The sequence below is a fragment of the Paenibacillus pseudetheri genome, from assembly GCF_924513355.1.
GTDB lineage: Bacteria > Bacillota > Bacilli > Paenibacillales > Paenibacillaceae > Paenibacillus_AQ > Paenibacillus_AQ pseudetheri.
This window is the reverse complement of sequence record NZ_CAKMAB010000024.1, coordinates 40,178-63,943: the sequence shown is the minus strand read 5'-3', so window position 1 is coordinate 63,943 and position 23,766 is coordinate 40,178. Positions and strand designations below refer to the sequence as shown.

General features: G+C 41.9%; 21 protein-coding genes and 2 pseudogenes. 22 read left to right on the top strand and 1 reads right to left on the bottom strand.

Annotated elements, in window-relative coordinates; all coding sequences use genetic code 11:
* Positions 1-86 precede the first annotated feature (86 nt).
* The 14 genes and pseudogenes from L1028_RS19805 (at position 87) to L1028_RS19740 (ending at position 14,750) form a co-directional block, all read left to right on the top strand.
* Positions 87-1,520 (top strand): AcpB/EbpR/MafR family transcriptional regulator, encoded by a 1,434-nt coding sequence (locus L1028_RS19805; protein WP_234538414.1) that lies wholly within the window; start codon positions 87-89, stop codon positions 1,518-1,520.
* A 129-nt stretch (positions 1,521-1,649) separates the two neighbouring features.
* Entirely contained in the window at positions 1,650-2,357 is a 708-nt protein-coding gene (gene deoD, locus L1028_RS19800) for a purine-nucleoside phosphorylase (RefSeq protein WP_234538403.1), read from the top strand.
* A gap of 3 nt (positions 2,358-2,360) precedes the next feature.
* Complete coding sequence (locus tag L1028_RS19795; protein ID WP_234538401.1) at positions 2,361-3,707, top strand: purine/pyrimidine permease; 1,347 nt, start codon at positions 2,361-2,363, stop codon at positions 3,705-3,707.
* 15 nt (positions 3,708-3,722) lie between these two features.
* Positions 3,723-4,904, top strand: coding sequence for a NupC/NupG family nucleoside CNT transporter (locus L1028_RS19790; protein ID WP_234538399.1), 1,182 nt, complete (start codon positions 3,723-3,725; stop codon positions 4,902-4,904).
* A gap of 310 nt (positions 4,905-5,214) precedes the next feature.
* Positions 5,215-6,918 carry an alpha,alpha-phosphotrehalase gene (gene treC / locus L1028_RS19785; protein WP_076299797.1) on the top strand — a complete coding sequence of 568 codons (1,704 nt, stop codon included), beginning with the start codon at positions 5,215-5,217 and terminating at the stop codon, positions 6,916-6,918.
* Positions 6,919-6,968: 50 nt separating this feature from the next.
* A complete protein-coding gene (gene treP, locus L1028_RS19780) occupies positions 6,969-8,939 on the top strand; it encodes a PTS system trehalose-specific EIIBC component (protein WP_234538397.1) in 1,971 nt (656 codons plus the stop codon).
* A 163-nt stretch (positions 8,940-9,102) separates the two neighbouring features.
* Entirely contained in the window at positions 9,103-9,822 is a 720-nt protein-coding gene (gene treR, locus L1028_RS19775; protein ID WP_234538379.1) for a trehalose operon repressor, read from the top strand.
* A 577-nt stretch (positions 9,823-10,399) separates the two neighbouring features.
* Positions 10,400-11,845, top strand: coding sequence for an MFS transporter (locus tag L1028_RS19770; RefSeq protein WP_076283737.1), 1,446 nt, complete (start codon positions 10,400-10,402; stop codon positions 11,843-11,845).
* A 116-nt stretch (positions 11,846-11,961) separates the two neighbouring features.
* Positions 11,962-12,312, top strand: coding sequence for a metal-sensitive transcriptional regulator (locus L1028_RS19765; RefSeq protein ID WP_234538377.1), 351 nt, complete (start codon positions 11,962-11,964; stop codon positions 12,310-12,312).
* 72 nt (positions 12,313-12,384) lie between these two features.
* Positions 12,385-12,618: pseudogene (locus L1028_RS31730) on the top strand (hypothetical protein); the annotation flags it as partial.
* Positions 12,572-13,498 (top strand): hypothetical protein, encoded by a 927-nt coding sequence (locus L1028_RS19755; RefSeq protein WP_234538375.1) that lies wholly within the window; start codon positions 12,572-12,574, stop codon positions 13,496-13,498. The pseudogene L1028_RS31730 and the gene L1028_RS19755, both read left to right, overlap by 47 nt.
* Positions 13,499-13,731: 233 nt before the next feature.
* Positions 13,732-13,989: a glutaredoxin family protein gene (locus tag L1028_RS19750; protein ID WP_234538373.1), complete on the top strand. Its 258-nt coding sequence runs from the start codon at positions 13,732-13,734 to the stop codon at positions 13,987-13,989.
* A 171-nt stretch (positions 13,990-14,160) separates the two neighbouring features.
* A complete protein-coding gene (locus L1028_RS19745; RefSeq protein ID WP_234538371.1) occupies positions 14,161-14,430 on the top strand; it encodes a hypothetical protein in 270 nt (89 codons plus the stop codon).
* A gap of 131 nt (positions 14,431-14,561) precedes the next feature.
* Positions 14,562-14,750: a hypothetical protein gene (locus L1028_RS19740; RefSeq protein WP_234538369.1), complete on the top strand. Its 189-nt coding sequence runs from the start codon at positions 14,562-14,564 to the stop codon at positions 14,748-14,750.
* A gap of 347 nt (positions 14,751-15,097) precedes the next feature.
* Here L1028_RS19740 and L1028_RS19730 read toward each other — a convergent pair whose 3' ends face one another.
* Positions 15,098-15,763 carry a helix-turn-helix transcriptional regulator gene (locus tag L1028_RS19730; protein ID WP_234538367.1) on the bottom strand — a complete coding sequence of 222 codons (666 nt, stop codon included), beginning with the start codon at positions 15,761-15,763 and terminating at the stop codon, positions 15,098-15,100.
* 310 nt (positions 15,764-16,073) lie between these two features.
* On the opposite strand from L1028_RS19730, the gene L1028_RS19725 reads away from it, so the two are divergent.
* The 8 genes and pseudogenes from L1028_RS19725 to L1028_RS19690 all read left to right on the top strand — a co-directional run bounded on the left by L1028_RS19725 (position 16,074) and on the right by L1028_RS19690 (position 23,725).
* Positions 16,074-16,379 carry a hypothetical protein gene (locus L1028_RS19725; protein ID WP_234538365.1) on the top strand — a complete coding sequence of 102 codons (306 nt, stop codon included), beginning with the start codon at positions 16,074-16,076 and terminating at the stop codon, positions 16,377-16,379.
* A gap of 56 nt (positions 16,380-16,435) precedes the next feature.
* Positions 16,436-16,795, top strand: coding sequence for a HesB/IscA family protein (locus L1028_RS19720; RefSeq protein ID WP_423803064.1), 360 nt, complete (start codon positions 16,436-16,438; stop codon positions 16,793-16,795).
* Between the two features lie 23 nt (positions 16,796-16,818).
* The gene (locus L1028_RS19715; protein ID WP_234538363.1) at positions 16,819-17,106 is read left to right on the top strand and encodes a HesB/YadR/YfhF family protein; all 288 of its coding nucleotides are present in this window, start codon (positions 16,819-16,821) and stop codon (positions 17,104-17,106) included.
* 176 nt (positions 17,107-17,282) lie between these two features.
* Complete coding sequence (locus tag L1028_RS19710; protein ID WP_234538352.1) at positions 17,283-18,080, top strand: helix-turn-helix domain-containing protein; 798 nt, start codon at positions 17,283-17,285, stop codon at positions 18,078-18,080.
* 217 nt (positions 18,081-18,297) lie between these two features.
* A complete protein-coding gene (locus L1028_RS19705) occupies positions 18,298-19,602 on the top strand; it encodes an NtaA/DmoA family FMN-dependent monooxygenase (RefSeq protein ID WP_234538350.1) in 1,305 nt (434 codons plus the stop codon).
* 26 nt (positions 19,603-19,628) lie between these two features.
* A pseudogene (locus L1028_RS19700) lies at positions 19,629-20,675 on the top strand (NAD(P)/FAD-dependent oxidoreductase).
* Between the two features lie 28 nt (positions 20,676-20,703).
* The gene (locus L1028_RS19695) at positions 20,704-21,651 is read left to right on the top strand and encodes an ABC transporter substrate-binding protein (RefSeq protein ID WP_234538330.1); all 948 of its coding nucleotides are present in this window, start codon (positions 20,704-20,706) and stop codon (positions 21,649-21,651) included.
* A gap of 133 nt (positions 21,652-21,784) precedes the next feature.
* Positions 21,785-23,725 (top strand): AraC family transcriptional regulator, encoded by a 1,941-nt coding sequence (locus L1028_RS19690; RefSeq protein WP_234538328.1) that lies wholly within the window; start codon positions 21,785-21,787, stop codon positions 23,723-23,725.
* Positions 23,726-23,766 lie beyond the last annotated feature (41 nt).

The window sequence follows — 23,766 nt, the reverse complement described above, 5'->3', positions numbered from 1 at the left end:
TTTTTTATTGAAAAATAATATGGTTATAGATGTGAATTTGTTTATACTATAAAAATTAAAATGAAATTGAAATAGGGTGGATAACAATGGATAAGGGATTTAATTTAGCTAGCCAACTATTAACGCTGCTTGATACGGAACAAAGATGGTTTACCTTAGCCGAAGTAGAAAAAAGTTTAGGGATCTCAGACAAGACAATACGGAAGATGGTGGAGGAAATCAGTAAGCAACTACCCTCTACTGTAACCATTGAAGTTTCTAGAGGTAAGGGAATCGTTCTTCTACGTGATGGGCAAAGTACGATAAGTGAAGTGATTTCTTCTATGTTCAGACAAACCATTTTTTATCGGCTGATGAATTTGTTGTTTACGAATGCCGGTCGAATGTCTGTGGAGGAGCTTTCTGAGGCCATGTTTATGAGTACCTCGTCTCTGAAGAAGCTGATTGTGGAATTAAATAATAATGATCTAAAAGCGTATAAGTTACGCATTAGTTACTCTACACCTGTGATCAAAGGGAATGAAATGAATATTCGATATTTTTATTGGAATTTATATTGTGATGCATATGAGTTTACAGGTTGGCCCTTTGCGAATGTCGATTTTGCTTATATAAATCAGTTGATCACAAATATAGAGAATGAGAATAACATTGTATATTTTATCAATTCCAAAAGGAAATTGTCCTTTTTGTTGGCAATTGTAATAGAAAGAGCTGCTAAAGGAAATTGTGTAACAATCGACGAAAATGCATACCCCTGGGAAAAGGGAATGTTTTATATACCAGTGAGAGCCATAGCAGAGCGTCTTGAAGAAAAGCTGTCCATCGAATTTCCAAAGAGTGAAATATTCTTTATGCAATCCATGGTTAATCTCAGCCAATATCATTATTATGAAGGGTCAGAGATCACTCCGATGAAAGAAGTCGAATTACACAAAGATAAAGAAGAATATCAAATGGGGAATCTGCTTCTAATGTTGTTGGCAAAGGTATACCCGAACTTGGATATGCATGAACGATTTATCTTGGAGATTTACGGGTTCTTTGACAAGCTATTAATCGAAAATGCCATTCCGGAATGGATGATGATTTCGAAAAGTCATTTAACAACATATGTAGAGCAGGAGTGCCAACAGATTTATCAAGAATTGCAAACCTGTATGCAAACGTGGAATAAAACTTACCCTTCCATTCTGTTCAATAATTTCCATTTAACAAAACTGACCTTAATTGTCCGCTCGAGTTTACGTTACAAAAGTAAGAGGGCTTTCTTAGTGATCGGGGAGGAATTTTCAATTCGTCATTACATAGCAGATTTGATTAAGAAGGAAATAGGGGATCAGTTGATCCTTAATACTTCCATTATGAAAGGGCTAACCGATGAGATCATGCAGCAAAATAATATTGATCTTGTCATTAGTAATATCCCGGTTGCACTAAAGAACGTGCCTGTTGTTATTATTTCTACGATCCCCTCTAAAAGAGATTTGGACAATATTCGTAAAGAATTGCTTTTATAATTTGACCAATTATTTTCCGTTACCTACGTAAGTTTTTGGTCTAGTTTGTAATGTTAAAAAACCTTATGCTCAATCTAGTTTCGAAACTCGGTAAACCTCAGTTTACTATTAAAAGTTGGAGGAAGAACTATGAGTAGGCATTTAGGTGCAAACAAGGGAGAAATAGCAGAGCGCGTTTTGCTCCCAGGAGATCCTTTACGTGCAAAGTTTGTAGCAGAACACTTTTTAGAGGAGGCTAATTGTTATAACGAAGTAAGAGGGATGTATGGATACACTGGATTATACAAAGGTGTGCCTGTGTCGGTTCAGGGGACAGGGATGGGAAATCCATCGATGAGTATCTATGCTACAGAATTGATCGTCGATTATGAAGTTAAGAAATTGATTCGCATTGGTACATGTGGTGCGATGCAAAGTGAAATTAATATCCGCGATATAATAATAGCCCAAGCGGTGTCTTCAGACAGTAATATGACGGAGAAGATCTTTCATGGTTGTAATTTTGCACCTACAGCAGATTTCTCATTGTTAATGAAAGCGTATCAACAAGCACAAGCTAAAAATGCAAATGTTTTTGTTGGTAACATTTATAATTCTGATGAATTCTATCGTGAAAATTTAGATCGAATTCACAAGTTTATGGATTTTGGTGTATTAGCAGTAGAAATGGAAAGTACAGCCCTATACACTTTAGCCGCTAAATATGGTGTAAAAGCGTTATCGATTTTGACAGTCGGCAGTCAATTGTTGAGACAGGAACACTTGACTCATAAAGAAAGCGAACAATCCTTTTATGAAATGGTCGAAATAGCTCTTAACACAGTCATTGATGGATGATTTATGGATAAGAGCAGTGTTGTTAGAGAAGAGAGTGAGAAAGAAATGAAGGTAATACTGTCAGGATTGCAGTGGATGATTTTTATGATCGCTGGTGCAATTGCTGCACCCATTGCTATCGCAGATTTATATAACTTAACACCCATAGAGACTTCTGGACTTATCCAGAGCACAATGATTACTTTAGGGATAGCTGGTTTTTTACAAGGCCTGATGGGTCATAAATTCCCTATTCATGAAGGTCCGGCAGGGTTATGGTGGAGCATTTTTACGATTTACGCAAGTTTAGTGGGGGGGCTTTATTCTTCTAACAATGGTGCTTTACAAGCTTTAAGTGGGGCAATGATCATTAGCGGTGTGTTATTTATCCTCATATCAGTATTTAAGCTAATGGATAAAATCGCTCGTCTATTTACACCAACCATCACTTTTATTTATTTACTTTTATTGATCTTTCAATTAAGCGGATCTTTTATGAAAGGGATGATGGGGATCACCACAACCCACACCATGTTAGATGTAAAAGTATTCATCCTTAGTGTGATTGTGGTTTGCATTACCTTTTGGTTAGGAAAAAGTCGCTTTGTAGTACTCAGCCAGTTTTCAATAATTTTCAGTATATTGATAGGCTGCCTATTATTTATTATCTGCGGTAATATACCAGTGTTTTCTCATGCGGATACTCTATTTAAACTACCGAAAATATTCCCATTTGGCAGACCTCAATTCGATGCCGGGACAATCACTACTGCATTTTTATTAACGCTGTTATTAATAACCAATGCAGTTGCATCGATCCGTTTGATGGAGACCGTTATGAAACAAAAGCAATTGGATCATCGTCGTTATTTGCGCGCCGGGTTTACTTCTGGAATTACGCATCTTATTAGTGGCGGTTTAGGAGCGGTCGGTTCTGTCCCTATCTCGGGAGCGGCGGGATATGTTGAACAAACAGGGATGAAGGAGCGCAGATCATTTTTAATTGGATGTTGCTTTGTGATCTCAATATCCTTATTTCCGCCAATGATGAATGTTATATCAGCGATTCCAGCTCCCATAGGCTATTCCGTTACCTTCGTCATTTTTGTGAAGATGGTCGGACTAGCGCTAAAAGAATTGAAGAAGGTCATTCATGAAGAACGAACATTTATCGTTAGTGGAATTTCTCTTTTAGTGGGTGTGGGTTTAATGTTTATTCCTTCATCAGCTACGGCCCATTTATCTCCGATCGTGATAGCCATTTTAAATAATGGACTAATATGCGGAAGTCTGTTGGCGATTATTTTGGAACAAGGGTTAATGTGGAAAGATGCATTTCGTTATGAGGATTCCAAGAAAATTAACCGATAATTTGGAGGGCTAAAAATGCATTATCTAATTTCTATTGCTGGTTTGGTTATTGTTCTATTACTGGCATGGCTAGGAAGTAACAATAAGAAAAAGATTAAATATCGTCCAATCATTGTAATGATTGCTATTCAGATCGGTTTGGGATTAATCATTCTAAAAACAAGTATTGGAGAGTTCTTAATTAAAGGGTTTGCCGATAGTTTTGCAAAATTGCTTGGATACGCCAAAGAAGGGACTGACTTTGTTTTTGGTGGGATTGCAAATGAAGGGGCACATACATTTTTCCTTTATGTTTTGATGCCCATTGTTTTTATGTCAGCATTAATAGGGATCTTGCAACATTACAAAATACTGCCATTCATTATAAAGTATATTGGTTTGGTACTTAGTAAAATAAATGGCATGGGTAAATTGGAATCTTATAATGCTGTTGCAGCCGCAATTGTAGGACAAAATGAAGTGTTTATTTCGGTGAAAAACCAGCTTGGTTTATTACCAAAACATCGCTTGTATACATTATGTGCGTCTGCAATGTCGACGGTATCCATGTCAATTGTTGGTTCATATATGACGATGCTAGAACCTCGGTATGTAGTGGCTGCATTAATATTAAACCTATTCGGTGGATTCATTATTTCATCCATCATTAATCCGTATGAAGTCACACCTGAAGAAGATATTGTTGAAGTTCAGGTAGAGGAAAAACAAACGTTTTTTGAAATGCTAGGCGAATATATTATGGATGGCTTTAAAGTAGCCATAGTAGTTGGTGTAATGTTGGTTGGTTTCGTTGGGATCATTGCTTTAATTAACGGGGTCTTCAGCGGAGTATTCGGTATCTCTTTTCAAGGAATTTTAGGGTATGTCTTTGCACCCATTGCCTTTCTTATCGGTGTCCCATGGCATGAAGCTGTTGATGCAGGCAGTATCATGGCGACAAAGCTTGTTGCGAATGAATTCGTTGCTATGCTTGACTTTGTTAAGATCCAAGATGGTTTAAGTGGGCGTACTACAGCCATTGTCTCGGTTTTTCTAATCTCATTTGCTAACTTTGGGTCCATTGGTACCATTGTGGGTGCAGTGAAAGGCTTAAATGAAAAACAAGGGAATATTGTGGCCCGATTTGGATTGAAACTGTTATTTGGCGCCACACTTGTAAGCGTTTTATCCGCTCTGATCATCGGTATCATTTTTTAGTTAAACTTAGCGGATTTTCGTCATCGTTATGAATTCTGCACAAGACATCTTTGTATATAAAAAGCCGCTTACTTAGCGGCTTTTTTTGTTGTGATTATAGAACAATTATTAAGATAGGAAATAGGAAAAAGAATAATTGATTATCAAATGGGTTAATTAAAGAAGAACCGCCAGTTTTTACTCTTTTTCCGAGTCAGATAGCAAAAGTATTGACAACCTGTATATACAGGTTTAAACTGTGTGAAGTGTTTGAACTTGTATATACAGGTTTAATATTTGACATAAAGTAATTCTTTTGGAGGTGTTCAACTTGAGTCAGTCCCAGTATTCGGAGTGGTGGCGCCGGTCCACGGTGTATCAGGTGTACCCGAAGAGCTTTAAGGACACTACAGGCAACGGAACAGGAGATATTAAAGGACTTATTGAAAAATTAGATTATTTGCAGAAGCTTGGAATTGATATTGTCTGGTTACAGCCGGTCTATGTCTCGCCACAACATGATAACGGTTACGATGTTGCGGATTATGAAAATATCAACCCGGATTTTGGTACGATGGAGGATTTCGACGAGTTAGTACAGGAACTGCACAGACGTGAAATGAAGCTAATGATCGATATCGTGGTTAACCATACTTCAACAGAACATGAGTGGTTCAAACAGTCCATTTCGAGCAGGAACAATCCCTATCGTGATTACTACATCTGGAAGGACCCCGCTCCGGACGGTGGCTTACCCAACAATTGGCAGTCGAAGTTCGGAGGTCCTGCCTGGCAGTTTGATGAAGCTTCGGGACAATATTATCTTACTCTCTTCGATAAAACCCAGGCGGATCTGAATTGGGAGAACGAGAAGGTAAGTAGAGCAGTGAATGATATGATGCTATTCTGGGCTAAAAAGGGTGTCGACGGCTTCCGCATGGATGTAATTAATTTAATCTCCAAGGATCAACGCTTCCCTAACGATGACGGGAGTGTTCCACCGGGGGATGGACGCAAGTTCTATACTGACGGTCCACGGGTTCATGAATACATCAAAGCGATGTACGAAGAGGTATTTGGTCCGTATGAGATGGTGACAGTCGGAGAGATGTCCTCAACTACATTGGAGCATTGCATCCGATACTCGAGTCCTAAAGAGCGGGAATTTTCCATGACTTTCAATTTTCATCATTTAAAAGTCGATTATCCGAATGGACAGAAGTGGGAGCTAATGCCCTATGATTTTGAGGCGATGAAAAGCTTGTTCACAGAGTGGCAGACCGGAATGCAGAAAGGTCAGGGCTGGAACGCCTTATTTTTTAACAATCACGATCAACCGCGTGCCCTCTCCAGATTCACTGATGATAAGGTCTACCGTGTAGAGAGTGCCAAGCTGCTTGCAACAACTCTGCATGGCCTTCAGGGAACACCTTATGTGTATCAGGGGGAAGAAATCGGGATGCCAAATCCGGTATGGAAGAGCATCGATGAGTTCCGTGACATTGAGTCACTGAATATGTACCGTATTTTGTGTGAACAGGGGAAAAGCCCTGAGACTGCCCTGAGTATTCTTCAGGAACGTTCACGGGACAATTCCCGTACGCCGATGCAGTGGGATGACAGCCGAAATGCCGGATTCACCACAGGTACTCCATGGCTGAAAGTTGATGAGCGGTATTCGGACATCAATGTGCAGAAGGAGCTAGCCAATCCCGATTCCATCTTCCATCATTACCGCAAGCTGATTGCGCTACGCAAGGATTATGGGATATTCATTGAAGGTGTATTCAAGAGACTCGATGATGGTCATCCTGAAGTGTTCGCTTACGCCAGAACAGGTGATGGAGAGGCGCTTGTAGTGGTCTCGAACTTCAGCAGTAAAGAGATTACCTTCCGCTTTGAAGATAGTCACTGGGCAGAGTTATCATCAAGTGGTAAAGACGAGCTTCTGATTGGAAATACAACAGAAACACCTGCATTAACACAAGAGCTTCAGCTTAGTCCTTATGCTTCCTACATGTGGTTAATCCGCTAACGAGGTGTACTTGAGAAGGAGCACAAATCAATTATGTAAGGAGTGAAAATATGGCTATAGACCGCAAAAATGTTGAGGATATTGTACGGGCAGTTGGGGGCAAGGAGAATATAGAGGTTGCGACACATTGTGTAACCCGGCTGAGATTCTCGCTGTATGATGAGAGCAAGGTGGATTCGGAAGCCTTGGACCGCAACGAACTAGTAAAGGGACAATTTTCTAGCCAAGGGCAGTTTCAGATCGTTATCGGACCGGGAACTGTAGATAAAGTATACGATGAAATGATTCAGATCACTGGCGGTTCTCGTTCTTCCAAAGATGAAGTGAAATCCGCTGCTGCCCGAAAACAGAATCCGCTGCAGCGTGCGATCAAGACGCTGGCTGATATATTTATTCCTATTCTTCCAGCTATCGTAACCGCAGGTTTGCTGCTTGGGATCAATAATATTTTGACCGGGCCTGGTATCTTCTTTGATAATCAGTCGCTGGTGGATGTCTATCCCGCATGGAAAGACATTGCTGCGATTATTAATACGATTGCCAGCACAGCTTTTACCTTTTTACCAGCACTTATCGGTTGGGCAGCTGTTACACGTTTCGGCGGCAGTCCTCTGCTCGGGATCGTTTTGGGTCTCATTCTCGTGCACCCAGATCTATTAAGTGCCTATAACTATGCAAGTGCTTCCACTGAGGGTACTGTTCCAACCTGGAATTTGTTCGGCTGGCATTTGGAGAAGATCGGTTATCAGGGACAAGTATTGCCAGTGCTGGTTTCGGCCTATATTCTGGCAAGGCTGGAGAAGTTCCTCAACCGCCGGGTGCATGACTCCATTAAACTGCTGGTTGTTGCGCCAGTGACTCTACTGATTACCGGTTTTCTGGCCTTCACCGTTATCGGTCCGGTTACGTTTGGCATTGCCAATGCCATCACCTCCGGCCTGATCTTTGTATTTGATCATTTTGCGCTTCTTGGTGGCTTGATTTACGGCGGATTCTATGCGCTTCTAGTCATCACTGGTATGCATCATACCTTCTTGGCGGTTGATGTGCAGCTCATCGGCAGCGAGGGCGGCACTTTCCTCTGGCCGATGTTAGCATTATCCAATATTGCACAAGGTGCCGCGGCACTTGCAATGATGTTCGTAGTCAGAGAACAGAAGGCAAAAGGCTTAGCAGCTACATCTTCCGTCTCTGCATTCCTCGGCGTGACGGAGCCGGCGATCTTCGGAGTGAATATCCGCTATCGTTATCCTTTCATCTTCGGGATGATCGGCTCAGGGATTGCCGGTATGCTTCTTACCGTTAATCAGGTTCGCGCTTCTTCCATTGGCGTAGGCGGGATTCCCGGCTTCCTTTCGATATTCCCGAACCAGTGGGGCGTGTTCTTCATGGGCATGCTTATTGTTCTCATAATGCCATTTGTCGCTACTGTACTCTACGGCCGATCTGTGGTGGGGCGTTCCGAAAAGAACACAGCTACAAAGGCTACTACTACTGTGAGCGAGACAGACAATTTGAACAGCCGCCCTATAGTTCAAGAGTCACAGGACTCCGTGAATATTCTGGAGCTTATCTCTCCGCTCAGTGGAACTGCAGTATCTCTAGAACAGGTGCCTGATCCTGCCTTTGCCGAGAAGCAGATGGGCGAAGGCATTGCAATCGAACCTTCTGAGGGTAAAGTATATGCACCCTTTGATGCTACAGTAGCTCATGTGATCAAGAGCAAACATGCGCTTATATTGGAGCATGCCAGTGGTGTACAGATACTCATCCACGTTGGAATTAATACGGTGTCGCTTAAAGGCAGTGGTTTTACCACCCATAAGAATATTGGCGACAAGGTGCAGGCAGGTGAGCTTCTGCTGGAATTTGATATGGAAGCTATCAGCGCAGCAGGTTACCCTTTGATTACTCCAATCATCATTCCTGCAGGTCAGGATATGGTGGAGAAGATTGAGGAGAAGACTGGACCAGCTGCAGCTAGACAATCTAGCATCTTGACTATTCATCTCAAAGGTTAATACAGGCTATATTGGCAAAGACTTTATATTACAGAAAGACAGCCCCTGGGGGCTGTCTTTCTGTAAATATAAGAATTCATAAGTTTCACGCTATAAATTTCCCTCCAATTGAATCGATGCTTCCAAAGGCATGACGTGATACAATAAAGGGCGGTGATCAAAATTGAGAGAAAATAAATATTTGCAAATTTATAATGAGTACAGCAACCAAATTCTTTCTGGACAACTAGTACCGGGAACCAAACTGCCCTCTGAAAGTGAACTTGCTGAAGCTTACAGCACTTCACGAGAGACCGTTCGCAAAGCGCTGAACCTGCTGTTCCGTGAAGGATACATTCACAAAATTAAGGGCAGAGGCTCCTTTGTGCTTGATATGACGAGAATGGATTTCCCCGTAACCGGTCTGATTTCATTTAAAGAGATGGCCGATACACTGGGTACTGCCTCACGGACACTGGTAGAGCGGACGATAAATGAGACGGCAGGCTCCACGCTCGCCAGACATCTACAGATTCCGCCTGAAACCCTGGTTTGGAAAGTTATTCGTGCCAGAGAGATTGAAGGCGATCGGATCATTTTGGATAAGGATTATTTCCGAGCGGATATTGTTCCATTCCTAAGCGAGGAAATCGCGGAAGGCTCACTCTATGAATATCTGGAGCAGGAGTTGGGGCTTAAAATCAGTTATGCGAAGAAGCTCATATCCGTTGAGCCTTCTACCGAGGAAGATCATAGACTGCTTGATTTGAAGAGTTACACGCATATTGTAGTAGTACGAAACTATGTTTATTTGGAGAACACGGTGCTTTTCCAATATACCGAGTCCAGGCATCGGCTGGATAAATTTCAGTTCGTGGATTTTGCTCGAAGGGTGAAACGATAAACTTAGCTTAAAGAGGGGTATCCCAGTTTGGGATACGCCTTTTTTTTCCGAAAAGGCAGTATATTACCGATACAAGAACGCATGAGAAGTTCATTCCTACGTTCGCAAATAACGATATATTAAGAAAAAGGCTACCCTCAGAGGCAGCTTTTTATATGACGTTCAAAATAACAAGCTACCCCTGGCGATTCCTCATTACTCATAAAGCATCTCTCATATATTTATATGATAATTATAGTTAATCGCTTCTGTGAAAAGAAGAGGAAGAGAGATTTATTCCCATCTTTCTCTTAATGAGGTAGAGGGGTAGAGACAAAAAACGCGTAAATGTTGATGACGTGGATAAGGAAAGTTGATTTCAATTTTCTTATGGTTGAAGGCAAAACCATGAATCGTCTTCTGGGTGCCAATAAACAGCCTTGTAATGATCATTTTCCTAGTTCAGTTTTGAAATTCTTCTGGAACTGAGGAGAATACGAAAATCCACACTTGACATTATAGGGTAGGGGGGTATAGTATTACTGCGTTGGTATTAAAAATTTTAATTATTGGTTACCAAAGGAGGAGGAAGAAAATTATGAATAATCAAGCACAGACTTTACCGCAAGCAGATCCCAAACGCTGGATGGCGCTGGCCTTACTATGTCTTGCCAATTTCATGGTGATCATGGACACATCCATTATCGGCGTTGCACTGCCAGCCATCAAAGAAGCGCTCGGCTATACGCAGGCAAGTTTACAGTGGGTGTTTAATGCGTATGTCATATTCTTTGGCGGATTATTGTTACTTGGTGGTCGATTGTCCGATCTATTTGGTCAGCGCCGCATATTCATGTGGGGATTTTCCATTCTAACGTTAGCTTCCTTGCTGGCAGGACTCGCTTGGAACGAGGAAGCGCTTAATGTTGGTCGCGCCCTACAAGGATTTGGTTCCGCGTTAATAGCCCCATCCGCGTTAACGATTGTTATGATGCTCTTCGGTGGCAACCCCAAAGAACTAGGGAAAGCATTAGGCTTCTGGGGCGCATCAGCTGCTGCTGGCGGTTCAGCCGGCGTGTTTCTTGGCGGGGTCATTACCGAGTGGCTCAGCTGGCAATGGACCTTCCTCATCAATGTACCCGTTGGCATTATTGCATTACTCCTGTCGCCTGGACTTTTAGCCAAGGGAATGCGAAGAAAAGGCAGCATTGACGTCATTGGCTCCATCTTCGTCACAGCGGCTTTGGTTTTGGTGGTATATGGCATTGTTACTGCAGAACACAATGGATGGGGAGCGCCATCCACGTTGTGGACGCTTATTTCAGGAATCGTGTTATTTATCCTGTTCCTGATCGTTCAGGCAACTAAAAAAGAACCGCTTGTTCCACTGAAGATTTTTAAAACACCCAATCTGGCTGCAGGCAATATCGCGCTCATTATGCTGGCAGGGAGTTGGATTCCACTGTGGTATTTCCTCAATCTCTATATGCAGCAGGTGCTAAAGTTTTCTGCTTTCGCCGGCGGAGTCGGCTTACTGCCGATGACGGTCCTAATTACTATCTTCATGATTTTGATTACCGGTAAATTAATCGGAAAATTCGGAATAAAAACAAACTTGGTCATTGGATTGATTGCACTCGGGGGTTCGATGCTTCTGTTCGCTAGCAATACGCCGGTTGATGGAAACTTTATCGCCAACGTGCTTCCAGCTTCCTTGCTTGGTGCACTTGGCATGTCACTTGCCTATATTCCGGCTACGATGTCCGCCATGTCGGGTGCTAAACCCGAAGAAGCAGGGCTTGCATCGGGTCTCGCCAATACGAGCTACCAGATTGGGTCAGCTATCAGTTTGGCCATCATGGTTGCGATTGCGGGTTCAACAACTGCTTCCCAAACCGGTATTGACCCGGTCTCCGTGCTAAACGAAGGCTTTCAACAAGCTTTTATGTGGTCCGGTATAGTCGCTCTTGCAGGTGCTGTGCTAGCGTTTCTATTTATCCGTTCACCTAAGCAGGGTGAAGCAAGTGACAAGGTAGCTATGTAACCAATGAATCGAGCTCCAGTGCCTAATCAACGGAGTTGACAGGACTCCATCGAATTAACAACTTATATTTTATGTATATAGGGGTGTGGAGTATTTTAAAAGAAAGGGGGATTCCGATGAGCAAAGAATCGATACTCTTTGAACAAGTGATACAGCAAGATCCGGGCTTTTGCTCACCTGGAGAGGATAAGCGCAAGAGCCATCATTCCGATCAAGCCAATAGCGATCTGCTCAACCGACTGAATTTAATCGAAGGACAGATTCGCGGCATTAAAGGCATGATTGAGAAAGATATTTACTGTGACGATATGTTGAATCAGATCTCTTCGATGCAAGCATCATTGAATGATGTCGGAAAGCTGCTACTTGAATATCATATGAAAAGTTGTGTCATCGAACGGATTCAAGTAGGGGATACGGAAGTATTAACGGAATTCATGACGACGATCAATAAACTGATGAAATAAAGGTCGGACCGCTTTCAGTAATAAAGTAATCAAGTGGAGGCTAGACCTTCCGGATGTTGGCGCCCCACATATATTCCGGATGTGATCTACATGAGCCACAAAACGATGCACAATATCCGGCAATACCTGTTCTGGGCACTCGGCTACAACTCGCTTGGAATTCCGATTGCCGTGATCGGACTGCTCGCCCCTTGGATTGCAGCGTGTCAAGATGCGCTCTGCATCTTCGAATTTATAATGAAACGGAGTTGCTATAACCATGAAGAAGAAGATACTCCTCGTCGCTGCTGTGGTGGTCGCTTTTAGCGTATTGGCTGCATGCGGCAAAGCGGCGGGGGACAAGAAGCCAGAAAACGGAAATAACCTTGCCGGGCATACAGCAAGCAGCGGGCAAGAGAACGCCGAGAAACGTACGGAAAATGAGAATAAGGAGGCGGGAAACATGGAGCACGGAGGCGGACACGGCGATCATGGCACAGCTGCGAAGACTGCATCGGAGGATCTTTATGTATCATTTAGCTTTCCTGCAGGCGCCGCAAAAGCAAACGAAGAAACGGAATTGACTATTAAAATTACGGATAAGAACGGGAAGGCGGTTAATAAGTATGATGTCAATCATGAGAAATTGCTTCATCTCATCATCGTCAATCACGATTTGTCGTTCTTTAACCACATTCATCCCGAGTTTAAAGGAGACGGCACATTTACAGTGAACACTTCGTTCCCGGCTGGAGGTGAGTACAAGGTGTTTGCAGACTTTATTCCTACTGGCGGCGCCAATTCCACGCTTAGCGAGTGGGTGAAGGTGGAAGGCAAGGAAAGCAAGCATGCCGCGATTACGGCCGAAGCGAAGTTGGTGAAAGAAGTAGGTGGCAAGGAAATCGAATTGGACTTGAGTGGTACGAAACCGAACGAAGAAGTGACATTGACCTTCAACATTCGCGATGCGAAGACGAAGAAGGGAATTGATAACCTGCAGCCTTATTTGGGAGCGGTCGGCCATGTTGTGATTCTATCGAAAGATGCGAATCAGTATCTTCATGTTCATCCAATCGATGAGAAAGCGACGGGACCGGATGCGAAATTCGCGACATCTTTTCCGCAAAGCGGGACGTACAAATTATGGGGACAATTTCAGCATAACGGGGAAGTGTTCACCGTACCATTCGTCGTTGATGTGAAGTAAGGCGAAAGATCATGGTATAAAAGACGAAACAGGCGGTATCATCTACCATTCAAGTCGGGGGAAGTCGCTTTACGCCGAATTTGCTTGCCAAGATGAGTACGGCTTGTTCCTGTAGTATCCACACGATCGATTTGTACAAGAAGCAGGCGAAAGGGAAAGAAAAGTTCAGCATATTGTGGACCGAATTAAATCGAGCAGTTAAAACGAATTAACGCGTAAAGGAGCGAACATTTATGCTGAAAATCGATTCGAAAACACCGATCAAAATTTACACGATTCCAACTTGCAGCGATTGCCAATTTGCCAAGCGCTTCTTTAATGAGCATCAAATTCTCTACATCGAATTCAACTGCGAAGAAGATGTGAATTATGCGAAGGAAGTGCTGGAACTGACAGGCAAGCAGATCGTACCGACCATTGTCATTCAAGACAAGGTGTTCGTTGGTTTCTCTGAAAACTTGAACGAGATAAGCAATCTTCTGCAAACTTGACTGCTAAAATGATGCTAGTATGGTTGACAAAGGAGATTAGCGATGAGTGCCCTTCCTATATAAGGAAGGGCTTTTTTGCACAGAGCGATTATAAAATTGTCATCGACCTCCAATGTCTAGAGTTATTTATGTGGTAAAATTAGAATAAGTGGATCTTGGGAGGAGAGGATATTGAGTCTTGAACTTGTGATGATCATTTTGTTACTGTTTTTAAATATTCCAGTATATAAATTTTTATTTCGCGTGTTCTTCGTTGATAATGATGATTATAACGAAACGGTTAGACATACTTTTACACCTAACATCATTTCATTATTCCGAGGAGAGTACTGGAAGGATAGAATGAATACGGCAAGACTTCAGTTTTTTATAATCATTTGCGGTGGGATTGTTGTTTTGGAATACATTGTTCTGATTAAAATAATTGCTGTTTTTCGTTGAATAAAACTTCGTTTAAAAACTTCTGCTTAAGGTGAGTAGGAGTTTTTTTATCTTGCATAAGCACCGCTCTATTATGGAAAACTTATGTAGTGCGAATATACAGCATGATTCCATTTTGGGAGGTGACAATTATGACAAATCAAGATCCGCAGGAGCTTCTTAAAAGTAAACACAAGCTAGATGAGCAGAAAAGGCAGTTCACAAATTTTGCCCGAAGTGTTTCCGGTCATGGTGAAGAAGAAGCAGGCCAGGAATTCAGTAATGACCGAGTGCCAGATGATCAAAATCGCATGAAATCTGTTGAGAATAGACAAGATTGATCTTAAAAAGGCTATTAAATAAGCCGATCCTTTTCTGGATCGGCTTAGAAAATAATTGTTACGTAATGACAAATCCCGCTGATAATGTTAGCGTACTTTCGTCAAGTGATACTGAATACCAAGATTCATCGAAATAACAATTTTAAAAATAAGTATATCGTTTTCTGTATCAACACATTTGTAAATAGGGTGAGACCATCTGTAAATAAATGATCCGTTTTTTTAAGGTAAGAAGCAATCCGGCTAAAAGGATCCTCAGGTCAGTTGTCCATCTTATGGCATTATATATAACAGAAGGGAATCGAAAAGGGCGGGTGTAGGGCAAGTGATAGTCCCATTAAAAGTAGCTAAAACAGCAGCTTATTTTGCCTAACCGTATATACACAGTTTCTACCTCCCGCTAAAATGTACTCTCCCCGTTCAATATGAACATTATTTCCTAGAACAGTTTTAAATAGATGTAACTCATTCTTGCATAACCCTGTACATACAGCAGCAGCTTCACAGATAGGACAATGCTTCTCAATGAATAAAAGACTGCCATCATCCTGCTCCTTAACCTCAGCCATATAACCTTCATTTGTTCGTATCTCAGCCAGTTTCTCCAGTTTCACTCTTACATCTGCTGTATCACCAAGATGCTGAAGATATTGTTCTTGCATATTCTTATTTCGAACAGCCAGCAGCTTGTCCAGCCCCTCATTTCCGAAAGCTTCTTTCATGGAATTGATCAGACTGACGGATAAATCCGAATAGCCGCTTGGAAAAAACCGATCAGCCGCGGGTGTTAAGATCCATAACTTAGTGGGTCGACCCATGGGACGGGACTCTTCTTTATTAGTAACCAGCCCTTCTTCTTTCAGCGCATTCAAATGTTGACGAATAGCCATTCCAGATAGCGAAAATTGGGAGGAGAGTGCCACAACATCCATTCCCCCTTGCTGCTTTAACAGATCAATGATTGCTCTTCGGGTCTTGGTTGAGACATCTTTTTTGGTTTGATTTCGGCTCATGGTACACCTCCTACTGAAACAACTAAATCTACATCACTGACTACATTTTAAACAAAAATGTTGACAAAGTCAAAGCTGAACTGTAGCTTAGATATTATAAACAAAAACATTTACTAAGTGTCCGGATACGATGTATACATACCAATTTCCTTGGAGGTCACATTTCATGTCGTCTATTCATCAAAGCATTTTCGCCAATGTTATTTTGCACTATCCATAGGTATTATTCTGTCAGAGATGGCCGTTGGATTCGAAGGCTTATGTATACCATGCTAGGATCACGGCCATCCAGGGTTTGGGTGCCGGAGCTATGATGTTAGTTTTAGCTGCGTTTACGAAATTAAAGACACCGAAGACGCATGAATATATCGGAGCTTCATCAACTTGGATGGCGTTACTGTTAACGATGGGTACTGGGATTTTCTTGGTTGGTCTATGCATGCTTCCGAGCGTTATGGGGTTTTCTTTAGTCAGTATCGGCTTAGTACTTATGATATTTCTGCTCCGTAAACTGCTATCGAAGGGATCTCTTACGTTTCGAAGAGGCATGCCAGCTATTCTGGCAACACGCGGGCTGTTCTTCGCTGCCTATACTAGCATACAGCTAAACAGATAAGAACAGGTATTCAATCTTTAAGTTTGAAAAACAAATAAACGAAGGAGGAGTTCACGATGATCATCGAGGTCAGTGATAAGGCATCAGAAAAAATCACCGAAATCTTATTAAGTGCGAATATCCGAAATCCCTTTCTTAGAGTGGGTGTTGATGAAGGGGGATGCAGTGGTTTATCCTATACCCTAGTCGTGGATGAACAGCAGGCAGAAGAGGATATTGTATTAAATAAAAAAGATTTTAGTATATTGATTCACCCGAATAGTATTCCATATATTGACGGGCTTGAAATTGACTATGAAGAAAGTGGAATGGTAGGCGGATTCACCATGAATAACCCTAATGCAAAGGCTTCATGTGGATGCGGAGCCAGTTTCAGAATGGCCAATTATCGTGGCGAAATAAAAAAATGTGATTAACCAGTAGAAAGGAGAGAAGGGGAATGATATCATTTGCAGTATCCGAAAAAGCATTGGATTCATTTAAGAATGAATGGGGTTTGGAAGAGGGCCAATATGTAAGGATTTATGCAAAATATGCCGGTGGAGGCTCAGATGCTTTCACTGTTGGAATTAATGCAAGTGCTACACCGATCGATCCCGCATGGGTTCAATCCATTGGCGGATTTCATTTCTTTGTTGAAAAAACTGATGTTTGGATTTTACAGGATGAACTTCTTCAAATTGATTGTAATGAAAACGGCATTTTTTCAAACAAAATCTCCTGTTGAGCATCTTCTTGCATGCAATGTTAATCATCTTTAACTGGTTGGAGAATTTACTATAATATCTACTCTTCTACCAATTTTGTACACTATTGTCTATACTATTTTAAATAAATATAAGAATTGGATCTGATTTTAAAAGAAGCATGGTGCTAGGAAGCAGGTGCAGAACATTGATAAATTTGGACAAATTAGCAAAGGCATTTACTAAAGGTGTCTATGAAATAGAAGATAGAAGCCGCTTAGTCATCCAGCCCAAAAGTTTATTAAGTGAATTCACCACCGTTAAGCATGGATTTCTGTTTATCATTCGCGGGGGAGCCAGAATACGTGTAAATGGAACGGTATATGAATTACGGCCAGGGTCAGTTTTTCATGCGGCTCCAGGCATGCAGATGGATTCGCAGGTTATAGGACAATCAGAGCTTGAGTATTACTCACTTTTTTATAAATTGGATATGCCAGAAGAAATGAATTGTACTACCGAATTTGACTCTCATTTCAAGCTGGAGCCAGGAGCCAATCTAAAAATTATTGAATTACTAATCATGCTTCATCAGAATACCCATCCATCCGGAGAAATTGGAAAGCTGCGTATCAAGGAGCTGTTCTTAAGCCTCATGCATCAGGTTCTGCTTGCTTGCAGTAACAGAGAGAATAATAGCTCACCGAATCAAAGGATGGTAGACGAAGCCCTTGCATACATTAAACTCCACTATATGAATTCACTTACACTTGGTGAGTTAGCGGAACGGCATGCAATGAGTACGAACCGCTTCTCTTACTTCTTTCACAAATATACGGGGCTGCGTCCAATCGACTATGTCGTTAATTATCGTATGGAACGAGCCCGTGACTTACTCAAAGCAGGTAATTTCCCTATCCACGAGATTGCAGACCGTGTCGGTTATGACAATCCGCTATATTTCAGCCGATTATTTAAAAAGAAATTCGGTGTTGCTCCCTCTGCCTATAAATGAATTAGATAATATACATATCGAGTTTCTTATACTTGAATTAAGTCTGCAGCTACTGGTGATAAACCAGAAGTGCAGACTTTTTTTATTTAGATTAAATAATGATGCATGTAGAATTTCAGATTTGTACATTTGAATTCATTTAAATTTTTGATAAACTCACCCTTATAACTGAGAATCATTATCAGTAAATTAATTTATAAATGAAAGGCTGGTAGATATGACAGGAAACAGACAATTATGTATTGGGTTGTCCTTAAATGCAACCTGGATGAAAGGAGACGGCTGGCGACACCCGGATAGCGAAGTCGAAAAGATGGGGGCTATTGAATATTATATTGATTTGGCAAAAATGGCGGAGAATTCAAGGCTCGATTTTCTTTTCAGGGCTGATTATCTGTATGTTAGCCCGCAGATGTTAGGGGATTCCTCTAATTTCGGCAGCCCGGACCCTGCATTGTTTTTTGCAGCGATAGCCCGTGAAACCGAGCGGATCGGACTGGTGACGACGATTTCTACCACTTTTAATCCGCCGTATGTTGTAGCAAGACAGCTTCAGTCTTTACACTGGCTCAGCAATGGACGTGCCGGCTGGAATATTGTCACTTCTATTGAAGGCGCCGATAATTTCAGCGATTCACCTATGCCTTCACCGGAAGAGAGATATGCCAAGGCAAAAGAGTTCACGGATGTTGTATGCAAGCTGTGGGAGAGTTTTCCGAATGAAGCGATTGTTATCGATCGTCAGTCAGGTATGTTCTCGGATAAGGATAAAGTGACTGCTATAAATCATTCCGGTGAATTTTTCAGTGTAAAAGGGCCGCTTACTTTGCCTGCTCACAGGTCAGGAACGCCTCCGCTATTTCAAGCTGGCGCTTCAGATATTGGACGGAATTTTGCTTCTTCCGTTGCAGATGCTATTTTTGCAGCAATGCCGGATATCGAATCAGGAGTGGAGCTAAGGAATGATCTGAGAAAAAGAGCGGCAGAGCAGGGACGTGATCCGGATGCCATCAGAGTTTTGCCGGGCTTATATTTTTTCCTGGCTGATACGCGCGAAGAAGCGCTTGAATTACATAAAACTGCACATGCGAATTTGAGTCTTGAGCGCAGACATGCTTCGCTTAAATCGGTGTTAGGTCTTGATTTAACCGGTTGTACCATAGATAGGCGCGTAACTGCCGATATGTTACCCGATCCAAATCAGGCCGTCCGCAGCCGGACACATGCCGAATTATTGCGGCGGTATATTATCAAAAATCAGCCTACAGTGAAAGAGATCCTGGACAGGCCCGAGGTTGTCGGATCTGCTCATTGGGTATCTGTCGGGACAGTCGAGGATGTACTGAACGATATTATTGAGCGGTTTGAAGCGGGGGCAATGGATGGCTTCATCGCCTTGCCGGGCGGTTCAGAACAATCTATGGAACTGTTTTTTGAGAAGCTGGTACCGAAGCTGGTTGAGAGAGGCTTATTCCGAAGTGAATATACGGGGTGCACTTTTCGTGAGCATCTAGGGATTTAACAAAAGAGAGTTGGGGCGATTGAACGATGCATGAAGAGGAAATGTTTGATGTTACGATTATTGGCGGTGGTCCGGCCGGATTATTTGCTGCATTTTATAGTGGACTCCGCGAAATGAAGACCAAAATCATTGAATTTCAGCCTGTACTTGGCGGCAAGGTGCATGTCTATCCTGAAAAGATGATCTGGGATGTGGGAGGCTTACAACCTATTCTTGGCTCGCAGCTTATTGAACAAAAAGGTTGCGCAAGGGATGACGTTCCAGCCGGAGGTTGCTTTTAGTGAAAAGGTCACATCCATCTCGAAAGATGAAGCAGGTTACTTTATATTGCACACGGCCGGAAACCGGAAGCATTTCACTAAAACTATAATATTGGCCATTGGAGGAGGCATTCTGAAGCCGATCAAGCTTGAAATTGAGGGTGCCGAAAGATTTGAAATCACAAATTTGCATTATACGGTGAAGTCACTTGCCCGCTTCAAAGAGAAGACTATTCTAATATCGGGTGGCGGACATTCTGCTGTTGACTGGCGAACGAACTGGCCCCGATTGCCAAGAAGGTGTATTTAACGTATCGGAAAGAGAACTTAAAGGGGCATGAAGCTGATATTTCACGCTTGGCGAACAATGGCGTAGTGTGCTTGTTAAATACTTCAATCGTAAAATTGATTGCCACACCGGATCACGAAAGAATAGGGACAGTACTGCTAAAAAGCAATGACAACGGAGAAGCATTTGAGCTGTCCGTTGATGAGGTCATCATTAATCACGGCTATGAACGTGACAAAGAACTGCTGGTGAACAGTGAAATTAAAATGGATCAGTGGGAACATGGGATTTCAGGATCAGCAATGAGCGGGACTTCCGTGTCGGGCATTTATGCGGCAGGTGATGTTCTGCATCATGAAGGGAAGCTGCATCTGATAGCGGGAGCGTTCCAGGATTCTGCCAATGCGGTAAACCAGGCCAAACAATACATCACGCCGGAGGCAAATTCGACCGGGATGGTGTCTTCGCACAATGACCTGTTCATACAGAAAAACCGTGATTTAATGAAGCATTTATACAGATAGTAATGATAACAACTCAAGGGGGAGGCAAATGAATAGATTATTTGGATGGATTGCATCCTTAATTATACTTGCAGGATTACTGGCTGGATGTTCCGAAACTTCAGTCACACCTGCACCTGAAGTCGGAAAGATCGAGGAAGCGGGATGGCCAAGAACAATTGCGGATGCCAGCGAGAATGGCGTCGTGCTCAAGACACGACCTGAGCGTATAGCGGTTCTTCATCCTTTGTATTTGGATTACTTTTTTGCTCTTGATACTCCTCCAATCGCATCAACTAACGCAGCTGAAGCAATGAAAGATTTCGCTACTTTACAGCCTTATGCCGGAACTGCTGAGATTATTGATTTGGGCAATAGCAATGCGAATCTGGAAATGATCATGGATGCAAAGCCTGATGTGATTGTAACCTTCAAGGGTTCTGTTGATAGCAATTATGATGAGTTGAATAAGATTGCACCTGTCATCTTAATTGACTACACCGATACCTGGGAAAAAACGACGATGCTGTGTGCTCAGATTGTTGGAAAAGAGACGTTAGCGGAACAAGCCATTAAGGAAACCCAAGAAATGATTGCCAATACGAAAAAACAGTTAAATAGTCTTGAAAATAAGACGTTTGCCTTGCTACGGGTCGATGGAAAAGCCAATTTTAATGCTCAAGGCTCTAAAAACACGATGTACTACAATCAAACTGTGGGCTTTGGGTTGTTGCCGCCAAAGGGATATCCCGAGGAGGGCGGGGCGCTTTCTCTGGAGGGTCTATACAGCATGAATCCTGATTATATTATTATCCAACATGATATGGATATCGCAAAGGCGGCCATCAAGGAGAAGGAAACTTCAAAAGCGTGGAACTCACTGGAAGCAGTAAAAAACAATCATGTTCTTATTTTTGATAATTCACTAAACAGCGCAAGTATCCTGGCTGTCCGTTTGGCTGCAGATCATTTTCTGCAATTGGCGGCTGAACAATAATTTATTATACAAAAATCCGATTGCTCCCTGTAGAGCGATCGGATTTTTGTGATTAAGATAAATATCTTGACTGTTATTGATAATGGTTATCATTTATGATGAGTATTAGACAGATAACGGAGGGGTAGTCATTATGCACAAAAGCAATCAAATATTGCTTTGGGATCAAGCGACAGTCAAGTTATTGGATGTGCGCCATATTGAAAGGGGTCAAGGCGAAATTCTTCATAAGTATAAGATTCCTGCCAGTATATTTTTACTTTCGGTACATGGGAGCGCTCAAGTTCAGTTAGATCAGTCTGAATTTTCTTTTACAGGATTTCAAGTCCTGCATAGCGGGAAAGGAGCAACACTCAATATTGTTCCGACAAGTAAGAAATTTGTTTACTATATCATTTATTACCGTGCATGGATTCAAGAAGAGGATCTGTTCCAAACACAATATTGTTTTTCCCCTGATGCACCCATTTTACTTTATAACAAAATGCAACTGATGCATCAAAAATGGAACAAGCAAGAAGAGAGACTCAACGTTAAATCACTGTTTTATCAATTCATTGATCAGGTTTTAATAGAATTACATAGAAAAGAGACTGAGGTGAAACAAACAAGTGTTGCAGTCCAAGTAATCACCTATATCCAGGAGTACTATGCGGAGTCAATCACATTAGATTCTCTTGCGGAAGTATTTAATTTCAGTGCTTATCATTTGTCATCCTTGTTTAAAGAGTACACAGGTATGAGTCCGATTGATTACTTAATTCGTTTTCGGCTTGAGTTTGCAACAGAGCTTTTAATGACAACAGAGGCTTCTGTCGGGGAAATTGCAGCAAGCGTTGGTTATAAAGACGTATATTATTTCAGCCGAATTTTCAAGAAAAGAAAAGGTGTATCCCCTGCACATTTTAGAACTAGAGAGATACAGCGACCTAAAGTTGCAGAAAGTCCATCAAACTTCCCCACATCCTCTATTTTTGAACACATCGTTCAACAGTATATTAATAATGATAATCATTATCATAATACGGAAAAAGGGGAATTACATATGTTTAAAATGACAAAATCTCAGACGACGGCAGCTTTGCTGCTTTGCGGTTCTCTATTATTAAGTGCCTGCTCAAGTGGGACAGGCACAGCTGCGAAGGAACAAAGTAATGGGATTGGAACCGTAAATCAAGCAGTATCAGAAGAAAGTACGAGCACTCGAATAGTATCAACGCCTAAAGGAGATGTGGAAGTACCAGCTGAGCCGAAAAGAGTGGCGGCTGACCAATATATGGGGCATTTATTGAAATTAGGAATTGTTCCAATCGGTGCAAGAACATTTATGCTAGATGAGGGCTGGATGGAAAAGGCGGACATTCCGAAAGAAACGATCGAGAAAATAGAGGATTTAGGGGATTTCCCTTTAAACCTGGAAAAATTAACGATGCTAGATCCGGACTTAATTATCGGTTCGATCGATGAGAACATAGAACAATATGAGAAAATTGGGACCACTGTTTTCCTCCCTTATTGGGAGGGGTTAACAACCGCAGGGCCGCTTGATAAATTCAGGAGTGTAAGCAAAATATTTGGAAAAGAAAAAGAAGCAGAAGAATGGATTACAGAATACGAACAGAAAGTAGCTGAAGCAAAGTCGAAACTCGCCGGGGTTATCGAGGAAGGGGAAACCGTTTCGATTGTTCAGTTTTCACAAAAGGCGGTGTACGTCTTAGCGGCAAAGGGAGGAAACTATGGTTCTTCCACTATATATGATATGCTGCAGCTGCCTCCAACAGAAAGTGCAAAAAATATGGCGGAGGGGTTTGAATCGATTTCACTTGAAGTGCTTCCAGAATACTTAGGAGATTATGTTTTTGTTTATAATGGCGATGCTGATGCAACCAATAAAGCAATGGAAAGTAACATATGGAAAGGCATACCTGCAGTGAAAAATGGCAAAGTCTATTTGTATGGTGATAATTATCATGATGAATTCGTAATGGAGGACCCTTTTTCATTAGAGCTTCAGCTTGATACGATTACCAATTTATTACTCGGCACTCCAGTAACACTAAGACTTTTTTCATAGCTTATTTCCAAGATTCGACCTTGTTTTCACCCACTGTATAG

Coding starts and splice junctions, on each gene's coding strand:
- L1028_RS19750 (WP_234538373.1), top strand. CDS start 13,732: ATGCTGAAAATCGATTCGAAAACACCGATCAAAATTTACACGATTCCA.
- L1028_RS19720 (WP_423803064.1), top strand. CDS start 16,436: ATGATCATCGAGGTCAGTGATAAGGCATCAGAAAAAATCACCGAAATC.
- L1028_RS19755 (WP_234538375.1), top strand. CDS start 12,572: ATGAAGAAGAAGATACTCCTCGTCGCTGCTGTGGTGGTCGCTTTTAGC.
- L1028_RS19715 (WP_234538363.1), top strand. CDS start 16,819: ATGATATCATTTGCAGTATCCGAAAAAGCATTGGATTCATTTAAGAAT.
- L1028_RS19725 (WP_234538365.1), top strand. CDS start 16,074: ATGATGTTAGTTTTAGCTGCGTTTACGAAATTAAAGACACCGAAGACG.
- L1028_RS19765 (WP_234538377.1), top strand. CDS start 11,962: ATGAGCAAAGAATCGATACTCTTTGAACAAGTGATACAGCAAGATCCG.
- L1028_RS19795 (WP_234538401.1), top strand. CDS start 2,361: ATGGATAAGAGCAGTGTTGTTAGAGAAGAGAGTGAGAAAGAAATGAAG.
- treP (WP_234538397.1), top strand. CDS start 6,969: ATGGCTATAGACCGCAAAAATGTTGAGGATATTGTACGGGCAGTTGGG.
- L1028_RS19705 (WP_234538350.1), top strand. CDS start 18,298: ATGACAGGAAACAGACAATTATGTATTGGGTTGTCCTTAAATGCAACC.
- L1028_RS19790 (WP_234538399.1), top strand. CDS start 3,723: ATGCATTATCTAATTTCTATTGCTGGTTTGGTTATTGTTCTATTACTG.
- L1028_RS19805 (WP_234538414.1), top strand. CDS start 87: ATGGATAAGGGATTTAATTTAGCTAGCCAACTATTAACGCTGCTTGAT.
- L1028_RS19695 (WP_234538330.1), top strand. CDS start 20,704: ATGAATAGATTATTTGGATGGATTGCATCCTTAATTATACTTGCAGGA.
- L1028_RS19740 (WP_234538369.1), top strand. CDS start 14,562: ATGACAAATCAAGATCCGCAGGAGCTTCTTAAAAGTAAACACAAGCTA.
- L1028_RS19690 (WP_234538328.1), top strand. CDS start 21,785: ATGCACAAAAGCAATCAAATATTGCTTTGGGATCAAGCGACAGTCAAG.
- deoD (WP_234538403.1), top strand. CDS start 1,650: ATGAGTAGGCATTTAGGTGCAAACAAGGGAGAAATAGCAGAGCGCGTT.
- L1028_RS19770 (WP_076283737.1), top strand. CDS start 10,400: ATGAATAATCAAGCACAGACTTTACCGCAAGCAGATCCCAAACGCTGG.
- L1028_RS19730 (WP_234538367.1), bottom strand. CDS start 15,763: ATGAGCCGAAATCAAACCAAAAAAGATGTCTCAACCAAGACCCGAAGA.